Origin of the sequence: Streptomyces sp. NBC_01261 (assembly GCF_036226385.1) — a bacterium.
Taxonomy (GTDB): Bacteria; Actinomycetota; Actinomycetes; order Streptomycetales; family Streptomycetaceae; genus Streptomyces.
Map to the genome: position 1 here is coordinate 11,049,486 of NZ_CP108463.1, position 25,187 is coordinate 11,074,672.

The following is a 25,187-nucleotide window of genomic DNA, read 5'->3' on the forward strand; positions in this document are numbered from 1 at the left end:
GGGCAGCGTGGCGGCCAGACCGAGGATCAAGGACGTGGCGGAGTACGCCGGCGTCTCGCCCAAGACCGTCTCCAACGTGATCAACGACTACGAGCACGTCTCGGAGCAGACCCGCTCGGTCGTCCGCGAGGCGATCGACGCCCTCGGCTACCGCGTCAACATCGCCGGCCGACAACTGCGCCAGGGCCGCACGGGCATGATCACCCTCGCCGTGCCCGAGCTCGACGTCGCCTACTTCTCCGAGCTGGCCAGACACGTCATGGAGGCTGCCGGGAGCAACGGCCGGACCGTGCTGATCCACCAGACCGGAGCGGAACGCGACCGCGAACTGGCCGCGCTGCACGGCTTCGACACCCAGTTCTGCGACGGCGTCATCCTCAGCCCGCTCTCCCTGCTGCCCCGCGACCTCGCCACCCGCGACCGCCGGATGCCCGTGGTGCTGCTCGGCGAACGCTCCGCCGAGGGCCACACCGACCACGTCGGCATCGACAACGTACGCGCCGCCCGCGAGGCCACCGAGCACCTCCTCTCCCGCGGCCGCCGCCGCATCGCGGTGGTCGGCGGCGCCGTCCGCGGCCAACAGGGCACCGACCGCCTGCGCACCGACGGCTACCGCCAGGCTCTCGCGGCGGCGGGCCTGCCCTTCGACGCCGGCCTGGTGGTGCCGGTGGAGGCCTATCACTGGCGGGACGGCGCGGAGGCGGCTGCCCGGCTGATGCGGGACGGCTCCCGCCCCGACGCGCTCCTGTGCCTGAACGACAACATGGCGCTCGGCGCGCTGCGGGCCCTGCACGAGAGCGGGATCAGGGTGCCCGACGAGGTGGACGTGGTCGGCTTCGACGGCATCGAGGCCGCCGGCTTCAGCGTGCCCAGCCTCACCTCGGTCTCGCCCGACAAACGGGAGATCGCCCGCACAGCGGTGTCCCTGCTGCTGAACCGCATCGACGCCCCCGACTCGGGAGTCCCCTGCCGGGACGTGGTGATCGGGCACCGGATCGTGGTGCGGGAGAGCAGCGGAGGCTGAGGCCGCCGCTGGGGCCACCGGCTCTCCGTGATGGACGAGCGGGCAGACGCTGGTGTCGACGGTCTCGTCCGTCGGCGTCAGCGACCGGCGACCAGCGGCCCGTCCCGGACACCCTGCCACCTGGGGCTTTTCACGGTGGACCGTCCGCCGCCGTCTCGGCCTCCGGCGGGTCGTCATCGTGCGGTTCTACCGCGTGCGGGATCGGACGCCGCTGCACGGTCAAGTTCTCGACGCGGTACGACAGTTCGGTGGTCTGGGTGTCGGGGAGAGGGTGGTAGCGGCCGGCGCAGACGGAGAGGTTGACGATGAGGTAGGCGTGCCAGTTGGAGCCGACGCCCCGGCCGTCGGCGAAGACCCGGGTGCCGTTGAGTGTCCAGACGACACTGCGGCGGCCGAAGGTCACTCCGAGGTCGACGACGGCACCGGGACCCACCGCCGGGTGGCGGAGGTAGGTGTGTCCTTCGCGGACGTGGTTACTGAGTTCGAGCAGGTCGGGGTTGTCGGGGTGGTACTCGAAGACGTCGACCTCGTTGCCTCCGTCGCGCCAGGTCCAGATCGCCGGCCAGGCGCCGAGCCCGCTGGGCAGGTGGACGCGGGCCCGGAGCTGGTCGCCGGTGCGGACCGTGAAGGCCTCGTCGCTTCCCTCGGTGGTCAGCAGTCCGGTGTCCCACCAGCCGTCGGTCCTGCGGGTGGCGCGGAAAGTACCGGTGCGCGAGTAGGCCGGGTCGGGGGTGAGGTGGTCCAGCTTGTCGTCGCCGGGGTTGGTCGGGCCGCCGTCGGGATAGGCCCAGGAACGGCCGGCCACCCATTGGCTGGTGGAGGTGAAATCGGCTGTGAAGACGACATCGCTCACATACGGCTCCCTCGATGGGGTGGAGGTGGAGGGCAAGGCGTAGCGTGCCGCAGTGCTGCCCGGCACGGCGGTCGACCATGCGGGGGCCGCCCGAGCTCGGGGAATCCTCGCACTCGCGGGTGACGGGCACGCTGTCCGTACCCGAACGCCTACGTGGGACACGAACACGTTCTCCCGGCATATGCGCGAGTGGCGTGGCCCTTCGACCGGCCTCGCCCCGCGGCGTCACGGCCGGGTCCGCATCGTTGGAAAAGACCTCCCCGGTCCGCATCCAAAAGGGCGTCCGGCATGGAAAGAAGAGCGGAAGGCGCGCTTGTGGTCCTCCTGCACCGGGACCGACGGACGGCGCTTCCCCCGGGACCCTTCGGCACCGGCGACGGAGGGTCCCGGCAGAATGGAAGACAGGTCGGCGGAAGGCCACAAATCATGAAATCCACCATCGCCGGGTGTCCAGGCCCACGGGAGCGGTTGGGCGCCGCCGTGTTCGCCCGTGTCGCCGGACCGGACGGCCCGCGCAACCGCGCCCGCATCCACGACACCCCCGGCCCGCGCTGGTTCGGCCCAGAACAGCCCGTCCGCCGCGTGCACGGCGACGCCTCGATGTTCATCGGCGGGCTGTCCGCCCTGCTCCTCCAGTCGCTGCATCCGTTGGCCATGGCGGCCGTGTCCGCCCACTCCGGATTCCGCGGTGACCCCTGGGGCCGACTGCAACGGACCAGCACCTTCCTGGCCATGACGACATACGGCACCGCCGACCAGGCACAGCGGGCCTGCGACCAGGTCCGAGCCGTGCACGAGAGGGTGTGGGGCGAGACCGACCGGGGGGAGGCCTACCACGCCTCCGATCCGCACCTGCTCTGCTGGGTCCACATCGCCGAGGTGGACAGCTTCCTGCGGGCCCACCAGCGCTACGGAGCGCGGCCCCTGACGGACGCGGAGTGCGACGGCTACGTGGAGAACACCGCCAGGGTCGCCGTCGCGCTCGGGGTGCTCGATCCGCCGCGCAGCCGCGCCGAGTTGGCCGAGCGCCTTTCCGCCTACCGCCCGGAGCTGGAAGCGACCCCGCAGGCACGCGACACCGCCCGCTTCCTCCTCCTGAACCCGCCGCTGCCTCTCGCGACCCGTCTCCCTTACGGCGCGCTCGCCGCCAACGCCGTCTCGCTCCTGCAGCGTTGGGCCGCGCAGGAACTACGACTGCCCCGGCTCGCGGCGGTGGACACGCTGTGTGTACGCCCGCTCGGCTCCGCCCTGACCTCGATGATCCGGTGGGCGCTGACACCCGCGCCGCGTCCGACGAACGCATGAGGCAGCGGCCGGCTTCGCCGGACGCGGAGCGGACCCGGCGTGTGCGTTTCCGCGGGCCCGGCTGCTGACCCGGTTTCTTCTTGGCCGGATCGCCGTCGTAGGCGGCACGCAGTTGCGGGAGCGCCTGGACGGCGTCGTAGAGGAAGAGGCTCGCCGCCGAGATGGGATCGGCGGGCCGGTTGTTGTCCGCGACGGGCAACGTGGAGGTGCACCGCACCAGTTCCGCGCCGGTGGACTCGACGAGGTCGGCCACGAACGGGTCGTTGGCGAAGGTGACCCGGTGCCCACGGGCCACCAGTTCACGGATGACCGCGAGGCTGGGCAGGACATGGCTGACGATGGGGACGCCGACCATCGCGATGTGGGCGCGGCGACGGGAGATGGCGATCACCCGTTTTTTGTGCGGGACGCGTGCGGGGGTGTGGCGAGGAGACGCTGTCAGTGCTGGTCGAGCTGTGCGGCGGCCTCCTCCAGGTCCGCGACGGTCCCCGACATGATCGTCCGTACGTGCTCGGTGATGTGCCGCACCGGCCAGTCCCACCACGCCACGGCGAGGAGGCGGGCGATGTCGGCCGTGTCGTGGCGGATGCGGATGAGCCGGGCCGGGTTGCCGCCGACGATGCCGTAGTCGGGGACGTCGCCGGTGACCACGGCGCCTGCGGCGATGATCGCGCCGTGTCCGATGCGTACCCCGGGCATGACAGTGGCGCCGTGGCCGAACCACACGTCGTTGCCGACGGCCGTGTCGCCCCGGCCGGGCAGGTCGGTGATCAGGTCGAAGTGCTCCGCCCAGGAGCCGCCCATGGTGGGGAAGGGGAAGGTGGAAGGGCCGTCCATGCGGTGGTTGGCGCCGTTCATGATGAACCGGGTGCCCGTCCCCAGCGCGCAGTACTTGCCGATGACGAGCCGCTCGGGGCCGTAGTGGTAGAGGACGTTGCGCGTCTCGAACGCGGTCGGGTCGTCGGGATCGTCGTAGTAGGAGAAGTCGCCGACCTCGATCAGCGGCGACGTCACCAACGGCTTGAGCAGTACCACGCGCGGGTGCTGGGGCATGGGGTGGAGCACGGTGGGATCAGCGGGAACGGGCGGCATTGCGGATGCGGTTCCTCTCCAGCGACACTAGAGCGACAACTGTCGCGTTAAGATGCTGGCACAGCCGTGCCACCGTGCTCAACCGGATAGTGAGTGCCGATGACAGACCCACTCGACACGGCGTCGGACCGCCGCCCGGGCGGTCGCAGCGCCCGCGTCCGCGCCCGGGTTCTCGACGCGGTGCGCGCCGAACTCGCCGAAGGCGGCCATGAGGGGCTCACGATGGAGGCCGTCGCGACGCGCGCCGGGGTGCATCGCGCCACGGTCTACCGGCGTTGGCGCGATGTCGGCGGGCTGCTCGTCGACGTCATCGAGGCCGCCGGCGAGATGGACTGGCAGCCGCCGGACACCGGCTCGCTGCGCGGCGATCTGACGGCCCTCAATCAGGAGATCCAGGAGTCCCTGGTCATGCGGCCGTCGTTCGCCGTCGCGTTGATGGCCGCGTCGTTCCACTCCGAACAGGCCGCGCGGGCCCAGACGCAGTTGTGGGCGGACCGGTACGCCCAGTGCGAGGTCCTCGTCGAGCGCGCCGTCGAACGCGGTGAACTCCCCGCACGGAGCCAGGACGCCCGGAGCCTGCTGATCGCGGCCACGGCGCCGCTCTACCACCAACTGGTGCTCATGCGCGCCGATCCGGACCCCCGACTCCCGGAACGGGCCGCGGAGGTGGCAGTTCTGGCGGCTGCCGCGGGTGCCTTCTCCGTACGTCGGGAAGGGGCTGTGTGATCAGCCCACTCCACCGGACGCAGGCAGGGCAGGGCGCTGCTGCACCTCAAGTGGAACGAACGGCCGTCCGGCTCTGAGCGAACCGGACGGCCGTAGCCGACCGAATGACGTTTGACGGTGTGTCTCCGCAGGGCGGTCGTACAGGGATTGCTTGGTGGATCAGGCGGTGACGAGTGTCAGGCCGTAGGTGCTGAGGATCTCGTTGACCGGCTGGAACCAGGTCTGGCCGCCGCTGGTGCAGTTGCCCCAGCCGCCGGAGGTCACGCCCTGGGCCTGGTCGCCGGTGATGAACGAGCCGCCGGAGTCGCCGGGTTCGGCGCAGACGCTGGTGCCGGTCAGCTGGTAGACCGATCCCTGGCTGTAGTTGACGGTCTCGTTCTGGGTGAGGACGGTGCCGCAGTGCCAGTGGGTCGTCGAGCCGGAACGGCAGACCGACGAGCCGACCGGTGCCACCGCGGAGCCGCGGACCAGGACGTCGCTGACGGTTCCCCAGCCGAGCACGACCGGAACGGTCCACCAGCCGTTGCCGATCCGGATGTACGAGTAGTCGTTGCCCGGGAACGACGAGCCGGCGAAGGTGCCCATCGCCGAGCCGTCCCAGCCGGCCACCGAACTGCCGGGCGTTCCGCAGTGTCCGGCGCTGACGAAGCCGCCGACCACGGAGAAACCTATGGAGCAGCGGGTGTTGCCGTTGATGTAGTACGGGTCGCCGCCGACGGTGCCCGCGGCGAAGGTCTGCGGCTTCCGCGCCGTGGTGACGCTGTTGATGGTGAGCAGCCCGGTCCTGCGCGCGGAAGCGAGGAACTTCGTTACGGCCGCGCTGTGTTCGGCTCCCTTGCTGACCTCTGCCACGACCGCGCTGGTGCGGGGGTCGACGTGCCAGCTGCGGACGGCCGAAGGGGCGCCGTCCGTCCTGGCAGTGTTGTCGAGTGCCGTTTTCGTGGCGTCGAGAGTGTGTGCGCTGTGCGCGACCCGTACGACGGTGGCGCCGGTGGACCGTACGGAATCGGCCGCTGCGCCACGAGTGTTGGTGAGCCCGACGACGAGGGTGCCGTGCGCCGCGTCGTACCAGGAGCCGCCGAAGGTCTGTCCCGCCGCTTGTTCGGCGCGGGGTGCGATCTTCGTGGCGGCTGCTTCCTGTGCCAGCCGGGCGCGGGCCTGCGAGGCGGTCAGTCCGAGGTCCCGTTGGAGGGCGGTGGTCAGGCCGGGGGAGAGGGCCTGGGCCGACGTGGGCTGCGACGGCGACGCGGCGGCGGGTGTCAGACCCAGGGTTCCTGTGCCCAGGGCCAGCAGGGCGGACAGGCCCAGGCAGAGTTTCGTGGGGGTTCTCATGGAGCGCTCCTTCATTTCCGTGTGGGGCGGGAAAGGCGTGGATCGGTCGGGCGACGGTCTCCGGATTGCGGTCTATGGTGTGCTCATGTCAGTCGTGGGGGTGGGTCAGACGAGCCGCCAGAGGTGGTCGGAGGTGCCGTTGTCGTTCCACTGCGTCACCTGGGCGTTGTTGGCCTGGGATGCGCCGTCGACGGCCATGAGCTTGCCGCTGTGCACGTTGACGATCTTCATCCAGCCGTCGCCGTTGTCGACGAAGCGCCAGAGATGGTCCTGGGTGCCGTTGTCGTTGTACTGCTGGACGTGGGCGCCGTCGTCGGGGCTCTGGTTGTGGACGGCGAGCAGCTTGCCGCTGTTGCGGTTGTAGATCTTCACGGTGCCGTCGCCGTTGTCGACCACGGTCCACAGGTGGTCGGCGCTGCCGTTGTCCTCGTACTGGGTGACCTCGGCGCTGTCGGCCAGGGACATGCCGCTGACGGCGAGCAGCTTGCCGGAGTTCTTGTTCTGGATACGTTTCCAGGAGACGGAGTCGGCCGCCGGGGCGTTCAGCAGGGCGAGGACGCCGCCGATGACGGGCCGGTCGGCGAAGCCCCGTTGGGCGCCGGTGGCGACGACGTACCAGTCGGTGAACGGCACCCGCGAGGGTGTGGTGTCGGCGAAGCCGTAGACCCCGTTGATCAGCATGGTGCGGGTGTCGGGGTGGTCGGCGAGCCAGGCCGCGGTCCACACCTCCCAGTCGGTCTTGGTGTAGTCGTTGCGCGGGTCCAGGAGCACGCCGTGGGCGCCCGCCTTGGACAGGTACCAGGCGGCCTCCTGCGCGGCCACCCCGGTGGGCACCAGGTCAACGCCCAGCAGGCAGCCGGCGTAGCCGTTGTACTTCAGGCTCCAGGTGCCGTCCTGGTCGTAGGCGAGTTTGAGGTGGGTGCCGGAGGAGTCCTGGGCCAGGGTGACCCACCGGCTGATGTAGCCACGGGCGAGGGCCTCGTAGTGCGTGGCGTCGGCGGAGTTGGACGCCGTCTGGGCGATCACGCTCATCGCGCCGATGCCGATGATGCCCTTGAGCGCGAGGTTGGCGCTGTGCGCGATCCAGCCGGTGAAGTCGTCGGTCTGGTTCTGGTTCTCCGGGTCGAGGGCGTTGGCGACCAGGTACTCGGCCCACTGGTGGAGGATCGCGTAGTGCGTGGTGGCGAAGGAGGCCGCGTCGGCCGCCGGGAGGCGCTGGGCCACCGCCGCCGCCATGATCAGCATGTTGGCGGACTCCTCGATCGGCATGGCCTCCTCGTTGCCGTCGAGGTGCCCGGTCGCGTTCGGGTAGCTGGAGCCGAGGTCGTGCTCGGCATACGGCTTGGGCCAGCCGTCCTGCTCGGCGTAGTGGAAGTGCGGCTCCAGCAGCAGCCGCAGATACGCGGGCGAGAGGTGCAGGTAGGCGGGGGACGCCGGGTAAGTGACGTCCACGGTCGAGAAGTTGCCGTTGGAGGAGATCTCCTTGAGCATCGCCCACGGCGCCCCGCCTCGGTCGACGAGTTCCGTCCCGGCCACGGCCTGACGCACCGCCAGGGCGCAGACGGCCGCATAGTGTTCACCGGTGTCACCGCCGCCGGCCGCGTTCGCGGCATCGTCGTGGATCGCCTTGTCGAAGGCGACGGCGGCGGCCAGGGCGGCGGCGCGGTCGCCGTTGAACCAGTCGAGCATGGCGGTCCACGAACCCCAGTAGTGCGTCCACCACGGATTCAGGTTCGTGCCGAGGTAGCTCACCGCCGGGGTGCGGACGTGGCCGACGACGACCTGGAACACCGCCGAGGGCGCGGACGCGGTGACGGTGCCCAGGTTCTGGTTGAGGCCCAGTACGGGCCAGCGGTCGTTGATCGCGCGGGGCTGGGCGGTGTCGGAGGTGCCGGCCAACGTCCCGTTCCCGGCGGACGCCGCCCGGACGACGGTGTCCTGGCCGATCTGCCAGGTCAGCCCGCTCGCGGTGGGGGCGGCCAGCACCAGCGAACCCCACGACGCCTGGTCGTTGTTCTCGGCCAGCACCCCCGGGGAGGCCGGCTGGCAGGTCAGCGCGGTCATGCTGCCGGTCGCCTGCTTCGCCCAGGTGACCTGGGTGGAACTGTCGCCGTGCACCCACTCCGCGGAGGCGTCGACATGCACGTCCACGGTGTGGCTCGCCCCGTCGCCGCTCGCGGCCTGGACACTGATGTAGCTCAGCGGCACGCACTGGCGCTGCAGATTGCCCAGGTCGACGGGGGAGAAGAAGGTGACCGTCAGCGTGACGCCGCCCCCGGTCAGCGTGAAGATCGACCGGGTGGCCGTGAGCTGCAACGACGTCTGCGTCATCGTCCCGAGTGCCGGACCGGCGGGCAGCGCCGGGGCACCGAGGAACACGTACGGTGTGCCGTCGATCCGGGCGATACCGGCAAGCGCGGTGATCCGCCCGTTCCAGAAGGTGGGCCAGGTACCGGCCAAATTGTCCCCGGCCAGCCAGGTGGTCAGATACGGGGACCGTACGGCGAGCGGGGTGGCGGGCGGGCGCAGCGGGCTGAACGTCGAGGCCGCGGCTGCGGAACCGGCTGCGGAGGTGGCGTAGGCGGGTGAACCGGCGATGCCGAGACCGCCCAGGACACCCGCGGCGGCCACTCCTCCCCAGCGCAACAGGTCACGTCTGGACGGTGGGGTGAGTCCGGGGGCGGGGAGCGGGTGGTTGTCGTCCTCGGGGCGGGGCGTGGGGGGCATGAGGGCTCCTTCGACGGGCAACGAGCGTTCGACATCGTTGTCAGCGCGCCATGCTGACGGGGTGTCACGGCAGAACATGCTTCGTGCCAACAGCGCCGGGGGCAGCGGACGGCCCGGTGTGTGGGGCGGGGCGCCGCATGCGAGTGCCTGGCCAACTCGCTTTCCGTTGAGGGAAAGTGCGCTACTGAGGGATGACAGCATTCCCCGCGACCGCTGTCCAGCCCTCGCGCAACACCCGTCCCTGGCGGCGGAGTTCAGGACGGGACGTATTTCGGCCGGGGCGGGGGCAAGACTGAACGTTTCAATACGAGCTGGTGGGGCGCTCGGTGTCGGGATGTGCCGTGGGCGAGCCGCCACGAGTGGTCACCGATCGGTGGACGACCGTCCTGCCGCGTCCTGCGCGTCGGCTGCCGCGGGCACGGTGTCGGCCGGTTCGGTGGCGGACTGTGAGCTACCGGCGTCGACGTGATCCAGGCCCGGCCTGTCGACGGCATCGATGATGAGTGTCTGGTGGCGCTCGGTGCGGGCCAGGAGCTTGTCCATCAGGAACTACGCCTCGTCCGTGGCTGATTCATAGCGGCCCGCCGCGTGAACGCGGCGCGATCGCTCGGTCAGGGGCTCGACGGCCTCGCGATCCCCTAAACGGCGGTTTCCTGAGCGGGATTCAAAGGCGCCTGGTGCTCTGGGGTGTCGGTCTGCGCGGCGGCTTGCAGTGCTGCCTGGACGCGGCGGTTGCTGGTCATGGTCGCGGTGATGGCGGTCATGGTCAGCAGGAGGCCGGCGGCGGTGTAGAGGGGTGTGCGCACGTCGTAGGTGGTGGCCAGCCAGCCGCCGAGGAAGGCGCCGAACGGGGCGGCGCACATGGCGAGCATGCGGGAGGTGGAGGCGACCCGGCCCATCAGGTGGGCGGGGACGATCGACTGGCGGAGGGAGGGACCGAGGACCATCGTGGCGCCCATGCCCGCTCCGCAGACGGCGAGGGAGAGACCGGCGACGTACGGGTTCGGGGCGGCGGCGAGGCCCAGGATGGCGAGTCCCTCGGCTGCGGCCGTGCAGGTCAGCGCGGTGCCGGTGCCGAGCCGTCGGCCGAGGTAGGAGGCGATGCCCGCGCCGAGCAGGCCGCCGGTCGCCTCTGCCGTGAGGAGGAGGCCGAAGCCGTAGGTGTCGATGCCGAGGCGGTCGTGCGCGAAGAGGGCGAGGACGGTCTCCACGGCGAGGAACGCGATGTTCCCGACCGCGGGGCGCAGGGCGAGCCCGAGCAGCAACCGGTCCCGGAACACGTACGACGCACCGGCCCGCGCCTGCCGGAGCAGTGACTCGTGGGCCTGCGGCACGGGCCGGGGTGCGGCGGGCAGCGATCGTACGAGCAGTGCGGAGACCGCGAACGACGCCGCGTCGGTGAGCAGCGGGACCGCCCGCCCGAGCGCCAGCAGCGCACTGCCCGCGGGCGGTCCCGCGAAGCCGGACATGGCGGTCTGGGCGCCCCGCAGGCGGGAGTTGGCGCGTTCCAGGAGTGCGGGGTCGCGGCCGAGGAGATCCGGTAGATAGGCCGTGGCGGCCGTGTCGAAGAAGAGGCTGCCGAGGCCGAGCAGGAAGGCGACGGCCGCGAGCAGCGGAATGCTGAGCATGTCGAGTGCGGCGGCTGCCGCCGGTATCGCGAGCAGCAGCGCACGTGCCGCGTCCGTGACCCACATCGTGCGCCTGCGGTCCCAGCGGTCCACCAGCGCGCCGCCGAGCACTCCGAAGAGCAGCCACGGCAGGGTCCCGGCGGCCGTGACGACGGCGAGCGCCATCGGGTCCCGTGTCAGCGTCAGCGCGATCAGCGGCAGGGCGGCATGCGACACGCCGTCACCGAGTGAGGACACGGTCTGCGCGGTCCACAGCCGTCCGAACCCGGTCGACAACTTGCTAACGTCCGCGGTCACTTGGCGTCCCCCTCGGCCTGCTCGCGCGGCGCCGGGTGGAACAGCGCGAAGACGAGGGAGGCGTCGGGCAGCGACGGGTCTGACAGTTCCCGGTACTCGTCCGCCAGCGCCCGCATCCGCGCTCCCAGTTGCGCGAACTGCTCATCGGTGAGCCGGAGATGCGCCATGCGCACGTGCCGCTCGCCGTCGGCCGGCGACGCCTCCAGGTCCGCGACCGCATGCCGCATCAGCAGATCGGGCTGCCCCACCCCGGGGTCCGGCAGCTCGATCGACCGCGCGGCCATCGCGTAGTACCGCTCGGTGACTCCCCGGACCTTCCGTGTCCGTACGACCTTCACCAGGCCGGCCCGCTCCAGCAGCCGCACGTGATAGCTGGAACTTCCCTTCGCGAGGCCCACTCGTACGGCGATCTGGGTGATTGTCGCCGGCTCGAAGCGGAGCACGGCCATGATCCGGTGGCGCGTGAGATTGGAGACCGCGCGCAGTTGGTCGTCCGTGGTGACGTGAAAGGTCTCGGGGAGATCGTCCGTAGGCATGCGAGCAATGGTCAACGTTTCTTGACCATTCGGCAAGGGGTTTGGCTCGATGTGCCGAAATCGACTGTCCGGCAGGGGACTTGGGTTTCCGGGCGCTGCAGGAGGGCCTGGGCGTCATGCGGCCGACGATCGGCTCGCTGTCCAGTTCTTCGCCGCGTTCTCCGACCTGGGTGTGAGTGGCGAGCGGCATCGACCGCACGTACTTCAACCTGCCGACCCTGGGTCCGAGCGCGCGGCCGAGGCCACCTGGGGGAAGAAGTCGCACCCTTCGAGGCTGGTGCTGGTGTCGTGCGTCGGGCCGACCAGGTCAAGCGCCGCCGTGTCGACCGCAGGGTCGGTAGAAATCATCCGGACCGGCCATGGCGAGGGTGATTGCCTCCTGGCTGAGAACCGGCAACACGGCGCGCGCCATGGTGACCTGGGCCGGCCGGTCGTACATTTCCTGAGACCGGCCGGCGACCCCCATACGGCGGCCGCCCTTCACCGCAGAGCTCACCACCCACACGCGCCGCACGCTTCTCGCGCTCGTGTGATCACCGAACGGACGTCACCTGGGCACGGCGAAGCCCTCGCGGTGAGGCGGTGAGGGGTCCTCCGGACTTGGGGCCCGGTAACGAGTAAGTAGGTTCCCGGCGCGACGGTTGACACATGCATTCGGGGTACCCGAGCTCCCTCCTGCCGCGTTTCCCTGTGACAGAAAACGGCTGCGTGGCCTGCCCTCCCTGCTCGACGCCGTCCGCGCCGCCACGGTCATCGTGCTGCACGACCTGTGGATCACCGCCCAGCACACGGCGTTGATACGCGCACACAGCCCCCGGACCACGGTCCTCGCCTACTGCCCGCTCGACGGCCCCGTCACCCGGCCGGAGTTGATCGCGGGCCTGTCCGACGCGGATGCCGTCATCGCCTGCACCCCTTTTCGGCAGCGCCCAGTTGAGCCGCCTGACCGGCCTCCCCTCACCTGTCGTCCCGCACGGCGTCGACCACAGGGCCTTCCACCCACCACGACGCCCACGACGTCACGTCCGGCGACTCTCTTCCCCGACCGGGACGATCTGGACGACGCCTTCGTCGTCCTCGACGCCAACCGGCACAACCTCCGCAAGCGCCTGACCTCACCCTGGACGGCTTCGCCCGCTTCTCCCAAGACAAGCCGCCCCACGTCAAGCTGTACCTGCACGCCGACCCGAACCCCAACAGCCTGCCGGATCCGTCCAGTTACCTCGCCCTGCGCAAAGCCGGACGACTCCTCATGACGGATCAGGACGTCGGCGAGTTCCCTCATCTCGCGGACCGGCAACTCAACCTGATCTACGGCGCGTGCGATGTGGGCCTGAACACCGCGACCGCCGAGGGCTTCGGACTCGTCCCCTTCGAACACGTCGCCACGGGTGCGGCTCAGGTCATGCCGGCCCACCCGACGTGCACCGAACTCTGGCCTGCTGGGGCCGTGTTGCTCCCGGTGGGCGCGCCCGTCGCCTACCCCGGTGGCTGCGTCGAGCACCGGGCGGTCGCCCCGTCCGACGTGGCCGAGGCGCTGGACCGCCTGTACGAGGACCGGGATTCGCTCGCCGAACACTCCCGAGCGGCGATGGGCAACGCGGCCGACCCCCGATACGGCTGGGGCACCGTCCTCGACGAGTGGTGCCGCCTGCTCGACGGCGGGAGAGGGGTCTGACACCGCCGTACAGGTCGATGGCGGCCGGCGTTGAGATGCGGACATGCGATCGCCTCGACCGGGTCACCGAGCAGGGGTGTTCGGCCTTTCAGGCGCGGTCGTGGAGCGTGACGTGGTAGCCGTCGGGGTCGGCGAAGGTGAACGTCCGGCCGAAGGGGCCGTCGATCGGTGCGGAGACGATGGTGTGTCCGTCGGCGACGAGGGCGTCGTGGATGGCCTGGACGTCGGTGGCGTGGAGCCAGATCGCGGCACCGATGCCGGGCTGGGCGACGGACGCGAGATCGGTGCCGGGAACGATGTCGCGGAGTGCGAACGCGATCGGCTTGGTCTCGAAGACGACGGCGTGCGGAGGTCCGGCCTGCGAACGGACGAGGCCGAGGTAGTGCTCGTAGAACGCCTGCGAAACGTTGAGGTCGCTCGCCTGGAGCGAGATGAAGTCGGGGCCGGTGACGGGCATGAGGATGCTCCTTGCCTTCGTGTCAGATTCCTGACACAGGTCAATGTATGTCAGAATGCTGACATGAGTCAAAACGGTTCCGGCGTCGACCTGGACACATCACTGGGCTACCTGCTGAAAGAGGCTTCGAGCGCCCTGCGCGTCGCCATGGAGGAGGTGCTGAGGCCGCTCGGGATGAGCGTTACGCACTACTCCTGCCTTGAGTTGCTGGCTCAACGGCCGGGCTTGTCGAACTCCGAGCTCGCGCGTGGCGCGTTCGTGACACGGCAGTCGATGAACGTGCTGCTCCAGGCCCTGGAACGAGACGGCTACGTGACCAGGCCCGCGGAGGCGCCCGTCGGGAAGGTTCTTCCCGCGCGGCTCACCCCCCGCGGCCGACGGAGCCTTGAGAAGGCGACCGTGGCCGTCCGGTCGGTCGAGGTCAGAATGCTGGCCGGTATGACCGAGGCCGAGCGGTCGAGCGCGTTCCGGAGCCTGCGGAGCATGATCCACTCCCTGCGCGACGGCAACGACGGTCCATAGCCCGGCCCGCGGCAGGTTGTGGGTTCCCCCCCGGACCTGGAACTCGTCGTCAACTGGTGCACCTGCGTGGCCTGTTACGGCGCCGCCATGCGGTCGGGTGTGCGATGTCCCGCAGGCGCACGGCGAGGGCGAGGGCGCGGTCGTCGTGGTCGTTGCGCGGGACGCGCTCGGGTCGGGCGCATGAGGGTCGTTCCCTTCCTGAGGCGTAGCGGTGCACATGCGTGGGGCGCGGACGCCGGCCTCGTGGCGCCGGCCCTGTGCCCGGCGGTGCTGATGCAGTCGAGCGCCGACTGGAGTGCGCTCGGCCGGGGGCTGCTGGCGGGCTTCGACGTGGTGTCCGGAGCGGCCCTTGTGCTGCGCCGCAGAGCGCCGTTGGCCGTCTTTCTGGTCGTCACCTGCGCCTTGGGTGACAGTCGTCGTCATCGGTGGCGTGATCGTCGTCGCGGCCGGTACCTGGACCAACCACCTCACCGCCGCCCCCGAGTACCGGGGCGGCTCGGACGTGCTCGCCCCGCTGCCGTTGGCCTGGGCGCTCGGCAACGCGGCCCGCACCCACCACGTCAACCTCGCCGCGGCGGCACGGCGGGCGGACGCCATGAGCCGCGAGCGCGAACTGCGTGAGCAGCAGGCCGCCAGCAGGAGAGGGTGCGGACCGCCGGAGAGACGCACGAGTGGTCGCGTACTCCCTCACCCCGCTCGTGGTGCGTGCGGAGACCCTGCGCGCCCGTGGCGGTGAACTCCCCGACTGGGCCCGCCCCCAGATCGACGGGCTCGCGGTGGCGGGCCGGCAGGCGTGCGGTGAACTGCGCGACCAGGCGGTGGCCAGGGGCATCACCGGTTCGGCGGGGACGGTCACCAGTGCCGCCGCCGTCATGGTCGCCGTGTTCGCGATCTTCTCGACCCTGACCACGCTCGACAGCAAGCAGTTCGGCGTAGGCCTCGCCGCGGCGATCCTCCTGGACGCGGCGGTCATCCGCGCGGTGGTTCTGCCGTCCGCGACGATCCTCCTCGGCCAGGGGAACTGGTGGACACCCCGCGTCCTCGCCCGCGCCGAGATGTCCACGGCCCGCCCGGACCACGAGCCCACTCTCGTCCGACCCGCGCCCCGCGATCCTCGCCACCGGATGGCATCCCGTCCGTGAGCGCCCCAACTCGGCCCGCCCCGGCCGCCGTTGTCACGGAGCGATGCTCCCGATCGCGTCCCGCAGGTCACGCAGCACACTCCCGAGCAGGTCCCGGGGAGGTGTCGCCAGGGCCAGCCGCAGAGCCCGGAACCGGTGAGGACCGGTGGCGAAGGCGTCCGCGGTGGAGACGAGGATGCCGCGCTCCGCGAGCACGGCCGCGACGTGATCGGGACGCTGGTGGGGCTCCAGGCCGAGCCACACGATGTAGGAACGCGGGTGTGCCGTGACGTCCAGCCCGGCGAGCGCGGCGCGGGCGATGTCCTGCCGGGCGGCCGCGTCCGCACGGCGTTCCCGCTCCAGGCGGGTGACCGTTCCGTCGGCGATCCAGCCGGTGGCGAGAGCGGTGACGATCCCGGGTGCTCCCCAGGCGGCGCTCCGGAGACCGGTCGTGGCCGCCGTGAGGTGACGGCCGGGCAGGACGGCGAAGCCGAAGCGGAGGCCGGGCGCCACGTTCTTGGACAGCCCTGCGACATAGCAGGTGCGCTCCGGCGCCAGGGCCTGCAACGGCGGGGGAGGGGACGGTTCGAGGAAGGCATAGGTGCCGTCCTCGACGATCAGGCAGTCGTGTGCGCGGGCGAGGGCGGCCAGCCGCTCGCGTTGCTCCCGGGTGAGGACCCAGCCGAGCGGATTGTGGACGGTGGGCATCGTGTAGATCGCGCGGACGGACCGGGACCGGCACAGCCGGTCGAGCGCGGCGAGGTCCGGTCCCGCGACCGCGCACGGCACGGGAACCAGGTCGAGGCCGTGCGCCGAGGCGATGAGTTTGATGCCCGGGTAGCTGAGCTCGTCGACCGCGAGGGCGTCACCGGGGCGGGTGAGAGTGCGCAGTACGGTGTCGAGCGCCTGCTGGGCCCCGCTGGTCAGCAGGACATTGTCCGGCACGGTGTCGATCCCCCGCCCCAGCAGATAGGTCGCCACCACAGCCCTGTCGTGCCGGTGTCCGCCCGGCGGCTGCTGGTACAGCAGTTCCTCCACGTTTCCCGACACCGCCATCGTGTGCAGGGCCCGGCGCAGCAGGTCGCTCTGACCAGGTGCCAGGGGCTGGTTGAACGACAGGTCCGCCACCCGGGGGACCGGAAGCGAGCGGGACGGTTCGAGGCCGTCGTACCCGGAGCGCACCCGGACGAAAGTGCCCCGGCCCGGCTCTCCCACGACCAGGCCGAAGGCCGCCAGTTCGGCGTAGACGCGGGTTGCCGTGGCCAGTGCCATCCGTCGCTGACGGGCCAGCGCGCGATGGGTCGGCAGGCGGCTGCCCGCCGGGATCGCGCCGGAGCGGATGGCCGCGGCGAACTCCTGGACGACGACCTTGTAGGAGGACGATCCCATGCGACACCTGCCGTCCGTCACGGAGAGGGGAGCCACCAGCAAGCGTATCCAGGACAATTCCTGGATCGTCCTGAGGTGCCGAACCTAGTCTCGGTGGCACGGAGCCCAGGCGAAACGGAGCGACCCGGCATGACTGTGCGCATCGAGCAGGACGACCAGGTGGCGGTCATCACCATCGACCGGGAGCGGAAACTCAACGCGCTCGACTACCCGACGATCGACGCACTGCTCGACCGGCTCGACCTCGTCGAATCGGACGACAGCCTCCGTGCGGTCATCCTGACCGGCGCCGGACAGCGGGCGTTCAGCGCCGGCGCGGACATCCCGTCCCTGGAAGCCAGCATCGCCGGCGGAACCGAACGCGCGCTGCGCGAGGTCGTCGGCCGCGGCCACACGCTGACCCGGCGCATCGAGAACTTCCCCAAGCCGGTGATCGTCGCCGTCAACGGCCTTGCCTACGGCGGCGGTTGCGAGCTCACCGAGGCCGCGCCCCTCGCGATCGCCGCCGAACACGCGACCTTCGCCAAACCCGAGATCACCTTGGGCTTTCCGCCCCCCTTCGGCGGCTCCCAACGCCTGCCCCGGCACATCGGCCGCAAGCGGGCCCTGGAGCTGATCCTGACCGGCGATCCGATCCCCGCCACCCGGGCCGTCGAACTGGGCCTCGTCAACACCGTCGTACCGGCCGACGAGCTCATGGACGCCGCACGGGACCTGGCCCACCGAATCGTCCGACACGCACCGACGGCCGTGACCGCCTGCCTCCGCGCCGTCACCCGGGGTATCGACCTGCCGATCGACGAAGGCCTGGCCATCGAGGCGGAGTGCTTCGCCACCACCGTCACCACGGACGGCGTACGGACCGGCCTGCGACGGTTCCTGACCCGCGGCACAGACACCTTTGACTGACTCGCAGGGCGGTGATCCGTCGGCCGGGAACACCCTCAGCAGGGCGACGGGGCAGGCGTCGTGGCGCTGGCCCGGGCTCGCCGGGCGCCGTCTCACATGTGCGGCGGCGGAGAAGTGATCAGGAGGTGCAGGAGGGCGGTCCAGGCGGCTGCCGCGGTCGCGGTGGCGTGCAGTCTGCGGCGGCGTGCTGGTGCGACCGGGTCAGGTCCTGTCCCGACGGGAAGCGGGGTCGCGGCCGGGGGACGCCGAGGCAGGGCCCCGGGTGTCGCGGATACCGGCGCAGGACACGGTCGGATTTCCGGACGGGGTTGCGGACGGTCAACCGGCTGTTCCGGGCGGCGCCTTGTGGCTCGCCGGGGTGCGTGTACCGCTGACCGTGCGCCCCCGGTATCGGCGGCCGATGGGGTCAGTCCGTGGGCCAGGCCGTGCAGGAACGCGGCGTAGGCGGCCCGCCGCAGGCCGGTCGGTGTGGTGCGACCGCTTTCCCACGAGCGCACCGTCGCCGCCGTCACGCCGAAGGCCGCGGCGACCTGGTCGTCGGTGAGCTGCCATGCGCGGCGCAGCCGGGTGCGGTCCTCGGGCGCGGGCAGGGGTGTCTTCGTGTCTCGGCGGCGCGGGTGGGAGGGCATGGGGTGCGGGGGCAGAAGGTTGGTCGTCATGACTGTAGGACAACCGGTAGACGTGTCTTGTGATCAAGGGATTCTGATTGCACTCGTATGTCGTAGTGCACGGGGCCGCTCAGGACGTGTGGGTTGTTTCAACCCGGTTCGAGGGATGGTCGGTTCAGGTCAAGCGGGGCTCGCGACGGTCCGCCCCGGGATTCCAGCGCCTCGGCCGGTGGCGCGCACGGGAGTTCCCCGAGACATCGGAGGCCGAGATCGAGTCCCGCCGTGCTCCACCAAGGGTCCGACACCGGCTCCCTGAGCGCTTCGGGAGCCGGTGTCGGACCGTGGGAGGGCTTCCTGTCCGGTGGTTGCCGGGGCTACCGGCTCGCGTGGTTGAACGAGAAGTGGTCGAGGTTGCCGAATCCGGGCTGTCCGCCGGGGGCGACGAGGTAGACCTTGTGGTGTCCGTTCGTGGGGGTGATCGACGTGGACTGGACGGAGAGGGTGTCGAAACCGCCGGTGCCCGCGACGTGCAGCACACCGATCCGGGGCCCTGTGACGGAGTCGAGGTGGATCTCGATGCCCTTGTCGGCGTAGGCGTCGTCCACGCCGACGAACGCGGTGAACAGGTCCGCGCCGGTGCCGAAGTCGACGTTGTCGTAGCCGATCCAGTCCCCGCCGTCGAAGCTGCCGACGACGGTCCCCGTGCCGGCGGCGTGGGTGCTCACGCCGCTGCTGGAGGAGTAGGACTCGGCCTCGGTCCGCGGGCCGACCCGGGTGGCTCCGCCGATCCACTTCGGTGCGCCGTACTGGTAGGCGCCGAGGCTCGGCTGCGGGTCGGTGGAGCCGTCCGTCGCCGGTGGGTGGACCACTCCCGCGTTGCGGGCGGGGGAGTCGGCCGCGAGCGTGAAGTCGTCCGCGGCGGGGTTGGTGAACCGCGCGGCGCTGACCGGGGTGAAGTTGTTGGAGTTCGTGATCCCCGGATCGTTCCCGGTGACACCGATGTTGTTGACGATCTCGGTGTCGGAGAAGGTGCCGCCGAAGGTGCTGGCCACGTTGGTGTCGGTGCCGGAGGTGTTGTTGTAGATCCGGTTGCCCGAGGTGCTCTGCCCGTTGGGGTTGATCAGCACGGCCCCGTAGGTGGTGCGGTTCCAGGCGACGTTGTTGTACACGGTCGCGTTGTAGGTGCTGTTGTCGAGATAGACGCCCGGTGCCGGCGCGGTGTGCGCGAACGGGGACGGGTCGTGGAGCTGGTTGTGGTGGATCACCGTGGTCGCGAGGTTCACCGAGCAGCAGACGTAGATGGCACCGCCGTCGACGACCAGGTTGCCGTAGTCGGAGATGTCGTTGTAGGCGATGGTGTGGCCCGCGGAGGTGAATCCGGCGACCTTGTTGTCGATGTTGATGCCGCTGCGGCCCGAACTCTGGATCGTGTTGTGGACGATGCGCTGGCCCGAGCCGAGGACGTTGATGCCCGCCGCGTAGCTGCCCAGTGTGTCGACGTGCAGGATCGTGGTGTTCTCCACGGTGTTGCCGGTGCCGGACATGACCACGCCGTTGCCGGTGCTGCCGTCGATCAGGCTGTTGCGGATCACGTTGCCGTGGCCCTTGAGCAGGATGCCGGACGTGGTCTCGCCGGCGGTCAGGACGGCGCAGCCGTCGGGGGCGGTGACCATGTCGGGGTCGGGGTTCAGCGCCGCGTCGGAGGAGATGTCGTGCGCGACGATGCCGTCGAGGACGACGCCGGTGGAGGCGGCGGAGGTCTGGGCGGTGGCGCCGCGGATTCCCAGGCCCTTGACGGTTATGTGCGAGCGGCCGTTGAGGTCGATGGCGACGGCGCGTTGCTTCGCCGCCACGGAACCGTCGGTCGGCTTCGAGCCGTCGGGTGAGTACAGGTACAGCGTGTGATCCGAGGCCTGGTAGAACCACTGGCCGGGTCGGGTGAGGAGTTCGAGCTTGCCCTTGAGTGAGTAGTTGGTGCTCTGGTTCGGGCTCAGCCCGACACAGGTGGGCAGGCCCGCCGCGGTGATGGTGCCGACCTGAGAGTCGGTGACGGTACCCGTCTCGCTGACGAACCAGTTGTGTGCCGTCAGCTGTGCTCCCTTCCAGAAGCCGGCGGGCTGCGTGAGGGCGGTGTCGGAGAGACTGTCGGTGCTGCCGGACTGCGCGGAGGCGAGCGTCGGCACGCTCACGTTGTCTCCGGGATAGGGCCACTGGGCCTCGATCTGCGCCGCGCCCTTCCAGAACACCTGATCGCCGGTGAGGTGAGGGTTGATCGTGACGTGCGCCCGATAGACCTCGCCGGTCGCGACCGCTGCCGCGAAGTCGGAGCCGGCCATGAAGGGGTCGTCGCGTTCGAGGGAGTTCAGGTCCTTGCCGGAGACGGACCGCCATCCGGTCACCGGGTCGGCGCCGTCGACGACGACCCGCGCGCCCGGAGCCGCTGTGTAGGTGATCGGTGCCACGGCGGTCCCGCTCCGCGCCGGGGTGATCGTCTCGTGGTAGGTGCCGGAGTCGATGACGCAGCGGTCACCCGGGGACATCACGGCGGAACAGCGGTGGATCGTCTTGAAGGGCGACCGGTCGGTACCCGCGTGCCGGTCCGAGCCGCTGGGGGAGACGTGAAAGGTGTGCGGCCGTGCCGAGGCCTGCGCGCTGGTGGCGAGGGCGCCCGAGCCGAGTGAGAGGAAGACCGCGGCCACCGTGAGGGTGGCAGCGCGGGATCTGGAGCGGTTCGACATCGAACTCCAATCGGTTATCGATAGGCGAGAAACTAGAGTCCGTCCCGGATCCCGTCAATCGTTTCGTCCGCCCCCGGAGGCTGCCGCGCCTCGGGGCGGCTCGATGATGCGGGGGAGCGGAGTCCGTCCAACTGCTGGTCAAGCGCACTGTGGCCGGTCACGGGAGGGGCATCGGATGCCGAACGGCATCTGCGAGCGGCAGGCGGCGGCTCGTGCCTTCCGCCGAGGCGCCCGGGGCCGGGGCGGGGGTGAAAGGTCTGCCGGGCCGGTGCCGTCCAGCAGGCGGGGGAGAGGTCGGCGCAGACGCGGCAGGGCCCCGCCGGATCTCTCCGGCGGGGCCCTGCCGTCGTTGGGTGTGCTCAGTGGTCCGGGGTTATCCCGTCGTCCCCTCGCGCGTGGGCGGCGAACTTGACTCCCGCCCGGTCCGGATCCGCCGACTTCAGAGCATCCAGCAGTTCGGCATGGTCCTCGGCCATGGCGGTCCAACTGCCGGTGAACAGCGGGTCGGAGACGACACGCAGGGCCCGCAGGTTGGGCTCCATCACCCCCCACAGCTTGGGGAGGAAGGGGTTTCCGCTGACTTCGCAGACCGTGCGGTGGAAGGTGATGTCGGCATCGCGGAAACCTCCGACGTCACGCTGGAGCGCGGCCCGCCGCATGGCCTCCACCTGGACTTCCAGCGCCTCGAAGGCCGTGTCCGAGGACTGCGCGGCCACAGTGCGGGCAGCGAGTTCCTCGATCACCACGCGCACGGCGCGGGCGTGGTGGGCGTCCTCCTGCGACACCACCGCCACGAAGCTGCCCCGGCGCGGGATGTGGTCGGCGAGGCCTTCGTGCACCAGGCGCCGCACCGCCTCACGTACCGGTGCCTGGCTGACGTTGAACTGGCGTGCGATCTCGGACTCGACCAGCCGGGCGCCGGGTGCCAGCGCGCCCTCGATGATCAGGCTCCGCACCCGCGCGTACACCTGGTCGGACAGCAGGACCCGGGTCAGCGGCTCCCCGATGGCGTCTGACATCAAGCCTCCTTGGTTTATACCACTTGGCATCTTATCGATAGTCGCCTCGATGTTGTGACAAACCCTTGACATGGAGGTAACGAGAGCCGTCAGATGTTCTATCGATAGACGAGAATCGAATTGAGGTCATCATGGGACACCGCAGATTCGTCAGCACCGCCGTGGGGGCGGCCCCCGCCGGCCAGGCAAGACCGGTGAGCACGCGCAGGGCAACAGTCACCGTCACGGCGGGGCTCGCTGCGTCCGTCCTCTTCATGGCCGGATGTTCGTCATCATCCTCGTCCGCGGCTTCGGGCGGTGGTGGCATGACCGGCGACATCCGCATGCTGGCCAACATCACCCCGGTGCTGACCAAGTCGTACTACCAGGGACTGGTCGCTCCGTTCGTCAAGAGCCACCCGGGCGTCAAGGTCACCATCGAGTCGCCCTCCGGCAAGGACGTCCAGTCCACGCTCCAGCAGGAGCTGGTCTCGGGATCGGCCCCGGACATCGTCGCGAGCAGCCTCGACCCCGTGGTCGCCCAGCAGATGGCCGCCTTCCCGAACGAACCCTGGGTCGCCTCGACCCCGCTCTCGGACTCCACCAAGGTGGACGGCAAGACCTGGCAGGTCGCCACCGGTCTGCAGAACCAGTCACTCGTCTACTACAACGAGACCGCGTTCGCGAAGGCCGGCATCTCCACGGCACCGAAGTCGCTGGCGGAGTTCACGGCAGCCCTCGGCAAGCTGAAGAGCGCCGGATACACCCCGCTGCAGACGGCGGGTGAGTGGGTCACGGGCGCGCAGTTCGCCATGATGGCCAACCCGGCCCTGCTCGGCGACGACCCGCAGTGGTACGCCCAGCGCAACGACAAGAAGGCCACGTTCGGGAAGAGCGCCTACACCACCTACCTCAAGGCCTACGCGGGATGGATCGCGAGCGGAGCGGTCCCCAAGAACTCGCTGGGCGAGAAGTACCAGGCCTCGATCGACAACTTCCTCGCCGGCAAGTCGGGCATGTACATCATGGGCAACTGGCTCAACGCCAGCGTCAACTCGGCGAAGAACCTGCCGTTCAAGGTGGGCGTGTTCCCGACACCGACGCCGGACGGATCCACACCGAAGCAGATGAGCGGCCAGGCCCAGCCGTACTCGATCCTCAAGTCCTCCAAGCACCAGGCCCTCGCCCTCGCGCTGGTCAAGTACCTCGTGACGGACAAGGGCGCGGTCACGACATCGCTCAAGTCGGAGGGCAACTTCAGGTCCGGGTACAGCTACCCGGGAACCGCGCTCGACGAGGCCGTCGGAAAGATCGTCGACACCACGCCCGGCACGGTGGGCGGTACCTCCGGCCCCGGAGTGAACGCGGGGTTCGGCAATGAGCTGAACACCGTCGTCCAGTCGCTGTACACGGGACAGTCCGCCGATCAGGCGGCCGCCAAGCTCGACTCCTGGTGGAACGACAATGCAGGCCAGTAGCACCAAAGCCGTTCCGGCCGCTCCGGTGGCGGTCGTCCCCCGACCGCCTTCGAGGCCCGGCCGGTCCCGCGCGAAGCGCCGCGAGTCCGCCATCGACATCGTGATGATGGCCCCGCCACTGATCCTGGTCGTCGGCCTCGTCGTCGTCCCGATCGGGATCGCGGTGTACCTCAGCTTCACGGACTGGAACGGCTTCACGACACCGCCGCATCCGGTCGGGTTCCGCAACTACGTCCGTCTCACCGAGGACTCCGCCGTCCGGCACGCGGCGTTCGTGACGCTGCTCATCACCCTCGTCGGCACCGTCGTGTGCAACGTGCTGGGGCTGGGGGTCGCGCTGCTGCTCAACCGCAACAGCCGGCTCAACGCGATCCTGCGCGTGCTCGTCTTCTACCCCTACGTCGTGGGTCCGGTCATCCTGGGCTTCCTGTGGTCGTCCATCCTGGGCACCGACGGCGCCGTCAACGCGGTGGTCGGAGCCAAGCACTCGCTGCCCTTCCTGTCGGACCCGACCTGGGCGCTCGCGACGGTGATCTGCGTGATCGTGTGGTCCAGCTTCGGGGTGAACGTGGTCCTGTACCTCGCCGGTCTGCAGACCGTGCCGGACAGCGTCATCGAGGCCGCGAAGATCGACGGCGCCTCCCCGTGGCAGACCTTCTGGCGCGTGAAGCTCCCCATGCTCGCGCCCACCGTGACCGTGAACGTGGTCCTCGTCGTCATCGGTCTCCTACGCGTCTACGAGCTGATCCTCGCTCTGACCGCCGGAGGCCCCGCTGGAGAGACGCAGAGTTTTGTGTACAACATCCTCACGTCGTCGTTCGACAACACCCAACTCGGCTACGGAGCCGCCCAGTCGGTCGTGCTGATGATCGTCATCATCGTGGTGACCGTCGGGATCACCTCGGCCCGCCGGCGCAGCGAGCAGGCGGTGTCCACATGACGGCCCGCCGGGTGGGACGCGCCGTGGCCGTGCTTGTCCTCGTGCTCGTCATGGTCGGCCCGCTCTACCTGATGCTGACCAACGCGTTCAAGTCGCAGCACGACATCCTGACGAAGCCCTTCGGCTGGCCCGCGGGCGGCTTCTCGCTGACGTATCTCCACCGCGCGCTGACCTCACCGGACTTCAACGTGGTGTCCGCCTACGGTGTGACACTGCTGTTCGTCGTGGCGATCAACGCACTGAACCTGCTGGTCGTGGGCCCCGCCTCGTACGCCATCGCGCGTGGAACCCGGGCCTACCACCGGGTCGTCATGCTCGTGCTGCTGGCCGGCCTGTTCATTCCGGGCCAGACCCTCGTCATTCCGGTGATCTACGTGCTCAAGGCACTGGGACTGATCGGAACGATCCCGGGCTTCCTGCTGTTCGAGACGACCCTCACCGTGCCCACCACGGTCTTCCTGTTCGTCGCGTTCGTACAGACGGTTCCCCGCGAGCTGGACGAGGCCGCACGGATCGACGGCGCGAGCCGCTACGGCACCTTCTGGCGGGTGATCTTCCCGCTCATGCGCCCCGTCGTCGCGACCGCGATGGTCCTCAACTCGGTCGGGGTGTGGACGGACTTCGTCAATCCGCAGTTCATCCTCGGCCCTCAGTCCGGGGTCTACACCGTCACGACGGGCGTCTACGCGGCCATCAGCCGCCTCTCCACGGACTACACGGTCGTCTATCCCAACATGCTGCTCGCCACCGCTCCGGTGATCGTGTTCTACGTGTTCATGCAGCGGCGCATCATCGGCGGGCTGACCGCGGGCGCGATCAAGGGATAGGG

At 70.0% G+C, this 25,187-nt stretch carries 23 protein-coding genes and 1 pseudogene; 11 read left to right on the forward strand and 13 right to left on the reverse strand.

Annotated elements, in window-relative coordinates; translation table 11 throughout:
• Positions 1 to 7 precede the first annotated feature (7 nt).
• Positions 8 to 1,024, forward strand: coding sequence for a LacI family DNA-binding transcriptional regulator (locus OG226_RS49090; protein ID WP_328686026.1), 1,017 nt, complete (start codon positions 8 to 10; stop codon positions 1,022 to 1,024).
• 130 nt (positions 1,025 to 1,154) lie between these two features.
• On the opposite strand, the gene OG226_RS49095 is transcribed toward OG226_RS49090, so the two are convergent.
• Complete coding sequence (locus OG226_RS49095; RefSeq protein ID WP_329352907.1) at positions 1,155 to 1,877, reverse strand: beta-glucanase; 723 nt, start codon at positions 1,875 to 1,877, stop codon at positions 1,155 to 1,157.
• A gap of 426 nt (positions 1,878 to 2,303) precedes the next feature.
• Here OG226_RS49095 and OG226_RS49100 point away from each other — a divergent pair, with 426 nt between their 5' ends.
• Positions 2,304 to 3,182, forward strand: a complete 879-nt coding sequence (locus OG226_RS49100) for an oxygenase MpaB family protein (RefSeq protein WP_329352908.1) — start codon at positions 2,304 to 2,306, stop codon at positions 3,180 to 3,182.
• Positions 3,183 to 3,264: 82 nt separating this feature from the next.
• On the opposite strand, the pseudogene OG226_RS49105 reads toward OG226_RS49100, so the two are convergent.
• A pseudogene (locus OG226_RS49105) lies at positions 3,265 to 3,537 on the reverse strand (glycosyl transferase); the annotation flags it as partial.
• An 83-nt stretch (positions 3,538 to 3,620) separates the two neighbouring features.
• Positions 3,621 to 4,274, reverse strand: coding sequence for a CatB-related O-acetyltransferase (locus OG226_RS49110; RefSeq protein ID WP_329352909.1), 654 nt, complete (start codon positions 4,272 to 4,274; stop codon positions 3,621 to 3,623).
• Between the two features lie 99 nt (positions 4,275 to 4,373).
• Here OG226_RS49110 and OG226_RS49115 point away from each other — a divergent pair, with 99 nt between their 5' ends.
• Complete coding sequence (locus OG226_RS49115) at positions 4,374 to 5,000, forward strand: TetR/AcrR family transcriptional regulator (protein WP_328686030.1); 627 nt, start codon at positions 4,374 to 4,376, stop codon at positions 4,998 to 5,000.
• A 159-nt stretch (positions 5,001 to 5,159) separates the two neighbouring features.
• Here the strand turns inward: OG226_RS49115 and OG226_RS49120 are convergent, their stop codons facing one another.
• The 5 genes from OG226_RS49120 to OG226_RS49140 form a co-directional block, all read right to left on the reverse strand.
• On the reverse strand, positions 5,160 to 6,332 hold the full coding sequence (locus tag OG226_RS49120) for a S1 family peptidase (RefSeq protein WP_329352910.1): 1,173 nt from the start codon (positions 6,330 to 6,332) through the stop codon (positions 5,160 to 5,162).
• 105 nt (positions 6,333 to 6,437) lie between these two features.
• Positions 6,438 to 9,059: a glutaminase domain-containing protein gene (locus tag OG226_RS49125; protein WP_329352911.1), complete on the reverse strand. Its 2,622-nt coding sequence runs from the start codon at positions 9,057 to 9,059 to the stop codon at positions 6,438 to 6,440.
• Positions 9,060 to 9,422: 363 nt separating this feature from the next.
• Positions 9,423 to 9,602 (reverse strand): hypothetical protein, encoded by a 180-nt coding sequence (locus tag OG226_RS49130; RefSeq protein ID WP_329352912.1) that lies wholly within the window; start codon positions 9,600 to 9,602, stop codon positions 9,423 to 9,425.
• Positions 9,603 to 9,697: 95 nt separating this feature from the next.
• On the reverse strand, positions 9,698 to 10,984 hold the full coding sequence (locus OG226_RS49135) for an MFS transporter (RefSeq protein ID WP_329352913.1): 1,287 nt from the start codon (positions 10,982 to 10,984) through the stop codon (positions 9,698 to 9,700).
• Positions 10,981 to 11,520 carry an ArsR/SmtB family transcription factor gene (locus OG226_RS49140; RefSeq protein WP_329352914.1) on the reverse strand — a complete coding sequence of 180 codons (540 nt, stop codon included), beginning with the start codon at positions 11,518 to 11,520 and terminating at the stop codon, positions 10,981 to 10,983. Before OG226_RS49140 ends, OG226_RS49135 begins: the two co-directional genes overlap by 4 nt.
• Positions 11,521 to 12,772: 1,252 nt before the next feature.
• On the opposite strand from OG226_RS49140, the gene OG226_RS49145 reads away from it, so the two are divergent.
• Positions 12,773 to 13,198 carry a glycosyltransferase gene (locus tag OG226_RS49145; protein WP_329352915.1) on the forward strand — a complete coding sequence of 142 codons (426 nt, stop codon included), beginning with the start codon at positions 12,773 to 12,775 and terminating at the stop codon, positions 13,196 to 13,198.
• 88 nt (positions 13,199 to 13,286) lie between these two features.
• Here the strand turns inward: OG226_RS49145 and OG226_RS49150 are convergent, their stop codons facing one another.
• The gene (locus OG226_RS49150) at positions 13,287 to 13,655 is read right to left on the reverse strand and encodes a VOC family protein (protein WP_328686037.1); all 369 of its coding nucleotides are present in this window, start codon (positions 13,653 to 13,655) and stop codon (positions 13,287 to 13,289) included.
• 63 nt (positions 13,656 to 13,718) lie between these two features.
• On the opposite strand from OG226_RS49150, the gene OG226_RS49155 reads away from it, so the two are divergent.
• From OG226_RS49155 to OG226_RS49165, 3 genes are all read left to right on the forward strand, one after another.
• Positions 13,719 to 14,177, forward strand: coding sequence for a MarR family winged helix-turn-helix transcriptional regulator (locus OG226_RS49155; protein WP_328686038.1), 459 nt, complete (start codon positions 13,719 to 13,721; stop codon positions 14,175 to 14,177).
• A gap of 406 nt (positions 14,178 to 14,583) precedes the next feature.
• Positions 14,584 to 14,913 (forward strand): hypothetical protein, encoded by a 330-nt coding sequence (locus OG226_RS49160; protein ID WP_329352916.1) that lies wholly within the window; start codon positions 14,584 to 14,586, stop codon positions 14,911 to 14,913.
• On the forward strand, positions 14,879 to 15,319 hold the full coding sequence (locus OG226_RS49165; protein WP_329352917.1) for an MMPL family transporter: 441 nt from the start codon (positions 14,879 to 14,881) through the stop codon (positions 15,317 to 15,319). The genes OG226_RS49160 and OG226_RS49165 overlap by 35 nt, the downstream gene beginning before the upstream one ends.
• Positions 15,320 to 15,352: 33 nt before the next feature.
• Here the strand turns inward: OG226_RS49165 and OG226_RS49170 are convergent, their stop codons facing one another.
• Positions 15,353 to 16,687 (reverse strand): aminotransferase-like domain-containing protein, encoded by a 1,335-nt coding sequence (locus OG226_RS49170; RefSeq protein WP_329352918.1) that lies wholly within the window; start codon positions 16,685 to 16,687, stop codon positions 15,353 to 15,355.
• Between the two features lie 129 nt (positions 16,688 to 16,816).
• On the opposite strand from OG226_RS49170, the gene OG226_RS49175 reads away from it, so the two are divergent.
• Positions 16,817 to 17,596 carry a crotonase/enoyl-CoA hydratase family protein gene (locus OG226_RS49175; RefSeq protein ID WP_329352919.1) on the forward strand — a complete coding sequence of 260 codons (780 nt, stop codon included), beginning with the start codon at positions 16,817 to 16,819 and terminating at the stop codon, positions 17,594 to 17,596.
• A gap of 92 nt (positions 17,597 to 17,688) precedes the next feature.
• Here the strand turns inward: OG226_RS49175 and OG226_RS49180 are convergent, their stop codons facing one another.
• From OG226_RS49180 to OG226_RS49190, 3 genes are all read right to left on the reverse strand, one after another.
• Positions 17,689 to 18,255 carry a helix-turn-helix domain-containing protein gene (locus tag OG226_RS49180; protein ID WP_329352920.1) on the reverse strand — a complete coding sequence of 189 codons (567 nt, stop codon included), beginning with the start codon at positions 18,253 to 18,255 and terminating at the stop codon, positions 17,689 to 17,691.
• A gap of 323 nt (positions 18,256 to 18,578) precedes the next feature.
• Positions 18,579 to 20,942 carry a carbohydrate-binding protein gene (locus OG226_RS49185; protein ID WP_329352921.1) on the reverse strand — a complete coding sequence of 788 codons (2,364 nt, stop codon included), beginning with the start codon at positions 20,940 to 20,942 and terminating at the stop codon, positions 18,579 to 18,581.
• Between the two features lie 359 nt (positions 20,943 to 21,301).
• Complete coding sequence (locus OG226_RS49190) at positions 21,302 to 21,961, reverse strand: GntR family transcriptional regulator (protein ID WP_329352922.1); 660 nt, start codon at positions 21,959 to 21,961, stop codon at positions 21,302 to 21,304.
• Positions 21,962 to 22,266: 305 nt separating this feature from the next.
• On the opposite strand from OG226_RS49190, the gene OG226_RS49195 reads away from it, so the two are divergent.
• From OG226_RS49195 to OG226_RS49205, 3 genes are read left to right on the forward strand one after another with little or no spacing between them, the layout of a single operon-like run.
• Positions 22,267 to 23,418 carry an ABC transporter substrate-binding protein gene (locus OG226_RS49195; RefSeq protein ID WP_329352923.1) on the forward strand — a complete coding sequence of 384 codons (1,152 nt, stop codon included), beginning with the start codon at positions 22,267 to 22,269 and terminating at the stop codon, positions 23,416 to 23,418.
• Entirely contained in the window at positions 23,405 to 24,358 is a 954-nt protein-coding gene (locus OG226_RS49200) for a carbohydrate ABC transporter permease (RefSeq protein ID WP_329352924.1), read from the forward strand. The genes OG226_RS49195 and OG226_RS49200 overlap by 14 nt, the downstream gene beginning before the upstream one ends.
• Positions 24,355 to 25,185 (forward strand): carbohydrate ABC transporter permease, encoded by an 831-nt coding sequence (locus OG226_RS49205; RefSeq protein WP_328686048.1) that lies wholly within the window; start codon positions 24,355 to 24,357, stop codon positions 25,183 to 25,185. The genes OG226_RS49200 and OG226_RS49205 overlap by 4 nt, the downstream gene beginning before the upstream one ends.
• Positions 25,186 to 25,187 lie beyond the last annotated feature (2 nt).

Coding starts and splice junctions, on each gene's coding strand:
- OG226_RS49175 (WP_329352919.1), top strand. CDS start 16,817: ATGACTGTGCGCATCGAGCAGGACGACCAGGTGGCGGTCATCACCATC.
- OG226_RS49170 (WP_329352918.1), bottom strand. CDS start 16,687: ATGGGATCGTCCTCCTACAAGGTCGTCGTCCAGGAGTTCGCCGCGGCC.
- OG226_RS49125 (WP_329352911.1), bottom strand. CDS start 9,059: ATGCCCCCCACGCCCCGCCCCGAGGACGACAACCACCCGCTCCCCGCC.
- OG226_RS49155 (WP_328686038.1), top strand. CDS start 13,719: ATGAGTCAAAACGGTTCCGGCGTCGACCTGGACACATCACTGGGCTAC.
- OG226_RS49180 (WP_329352920.1), bottom strand. CDS start 18,255: ATGACGACCAACCTTCTGCCCCCGCACCCCATGCCCTCCCACCCGCGC.
- OG226_RS49205 (WP_328686048.1), top strand. CDS start 24,355: ATGACGGCCCGCCGGGTGGGACGCGCCGTGGCCGTGCTTGTCCTCGTG.
- OG226_RS49185 (WP_329352921.1), bottom strand. CDS start 20,942: ATGTCGAACCGCTCCAGATCCCGCGCTGCCACCCTCACGGTGGCCGCG.
- OG226_RS49100 (WP_329352908.1), top strand. CDS start 2,304: ATGAAATCCACCATCGCCGGGTGTCCAGGCCCACGGGAGCGGTTGGGC.
- OG226_RS49200 (WP_329352924.1), top strand. CDS start 23,405: ATGCAGGCCAGTAGCACCAAAGCCGTTCCGGCCGCTCCGGTGGCGGTC.
- OG226_RS49140 (WP_329352914.1), bottom strand. CDS start 11,520: ATGCCTACGGACGATCTCCCCGAGACCTTTCACGTCACCACGGACGAC.
- OG226_RS49145 (WP_329352915.1), top strand. CDS start 12,773: ATGACGGATCAGGACGTCGGCGAGTTCCCTCATCTCGCGGACCGGCAA.
- OG226_RS49195 (WP_329352923.1), top strand. CDS start 22,267: ATGACCGGCGACATCCGCATGCTGGCCAACATCACCCCGGTGCTGACC.
- OG226_RS49120 (WP_329352910.1), bottom strand. CDS start 6,332: ATGAGAACCCCCACGAAACTCTGCCTGGGCCTGTCCGCCCTGCTGGCC.
- OG226_RS49150 (WP_328686037.1), bottom strand. CDS start 13,655: ATGCCCGTCACCGGCCCCGACTTCATCTCGCTCCAGGCGAGCGACCTC.
- OG226_RS49190 (WP_329352922.1), bottom strand. CDS start 21,961: ATGTCAGACGCCATCGGGGAGCCGCTGACCCGGGTCCTGCTGTCCGAC.
- OG226_RS49115 (WP_328686030.1), top strand. CDS start 4,374: ATGACAGACCCACTCGACACGGCGTCGGACCGCCGCCCGGGCGGTCGC.
- OG226_RS49130 (WP_329352912.1), bottom strand. CDS start 9,602: ATGGACAAGCTCCTGGCCCGCACCGAGCGCCACCAGACACTCATCATC.
- OG226_RS49110 (WP_329352909.1), bottom strand. CDS start 4,274: ATGCCGCCCGTTCCCGCTGATCCCACCGTGCTCCACCCCATGCCCCAG.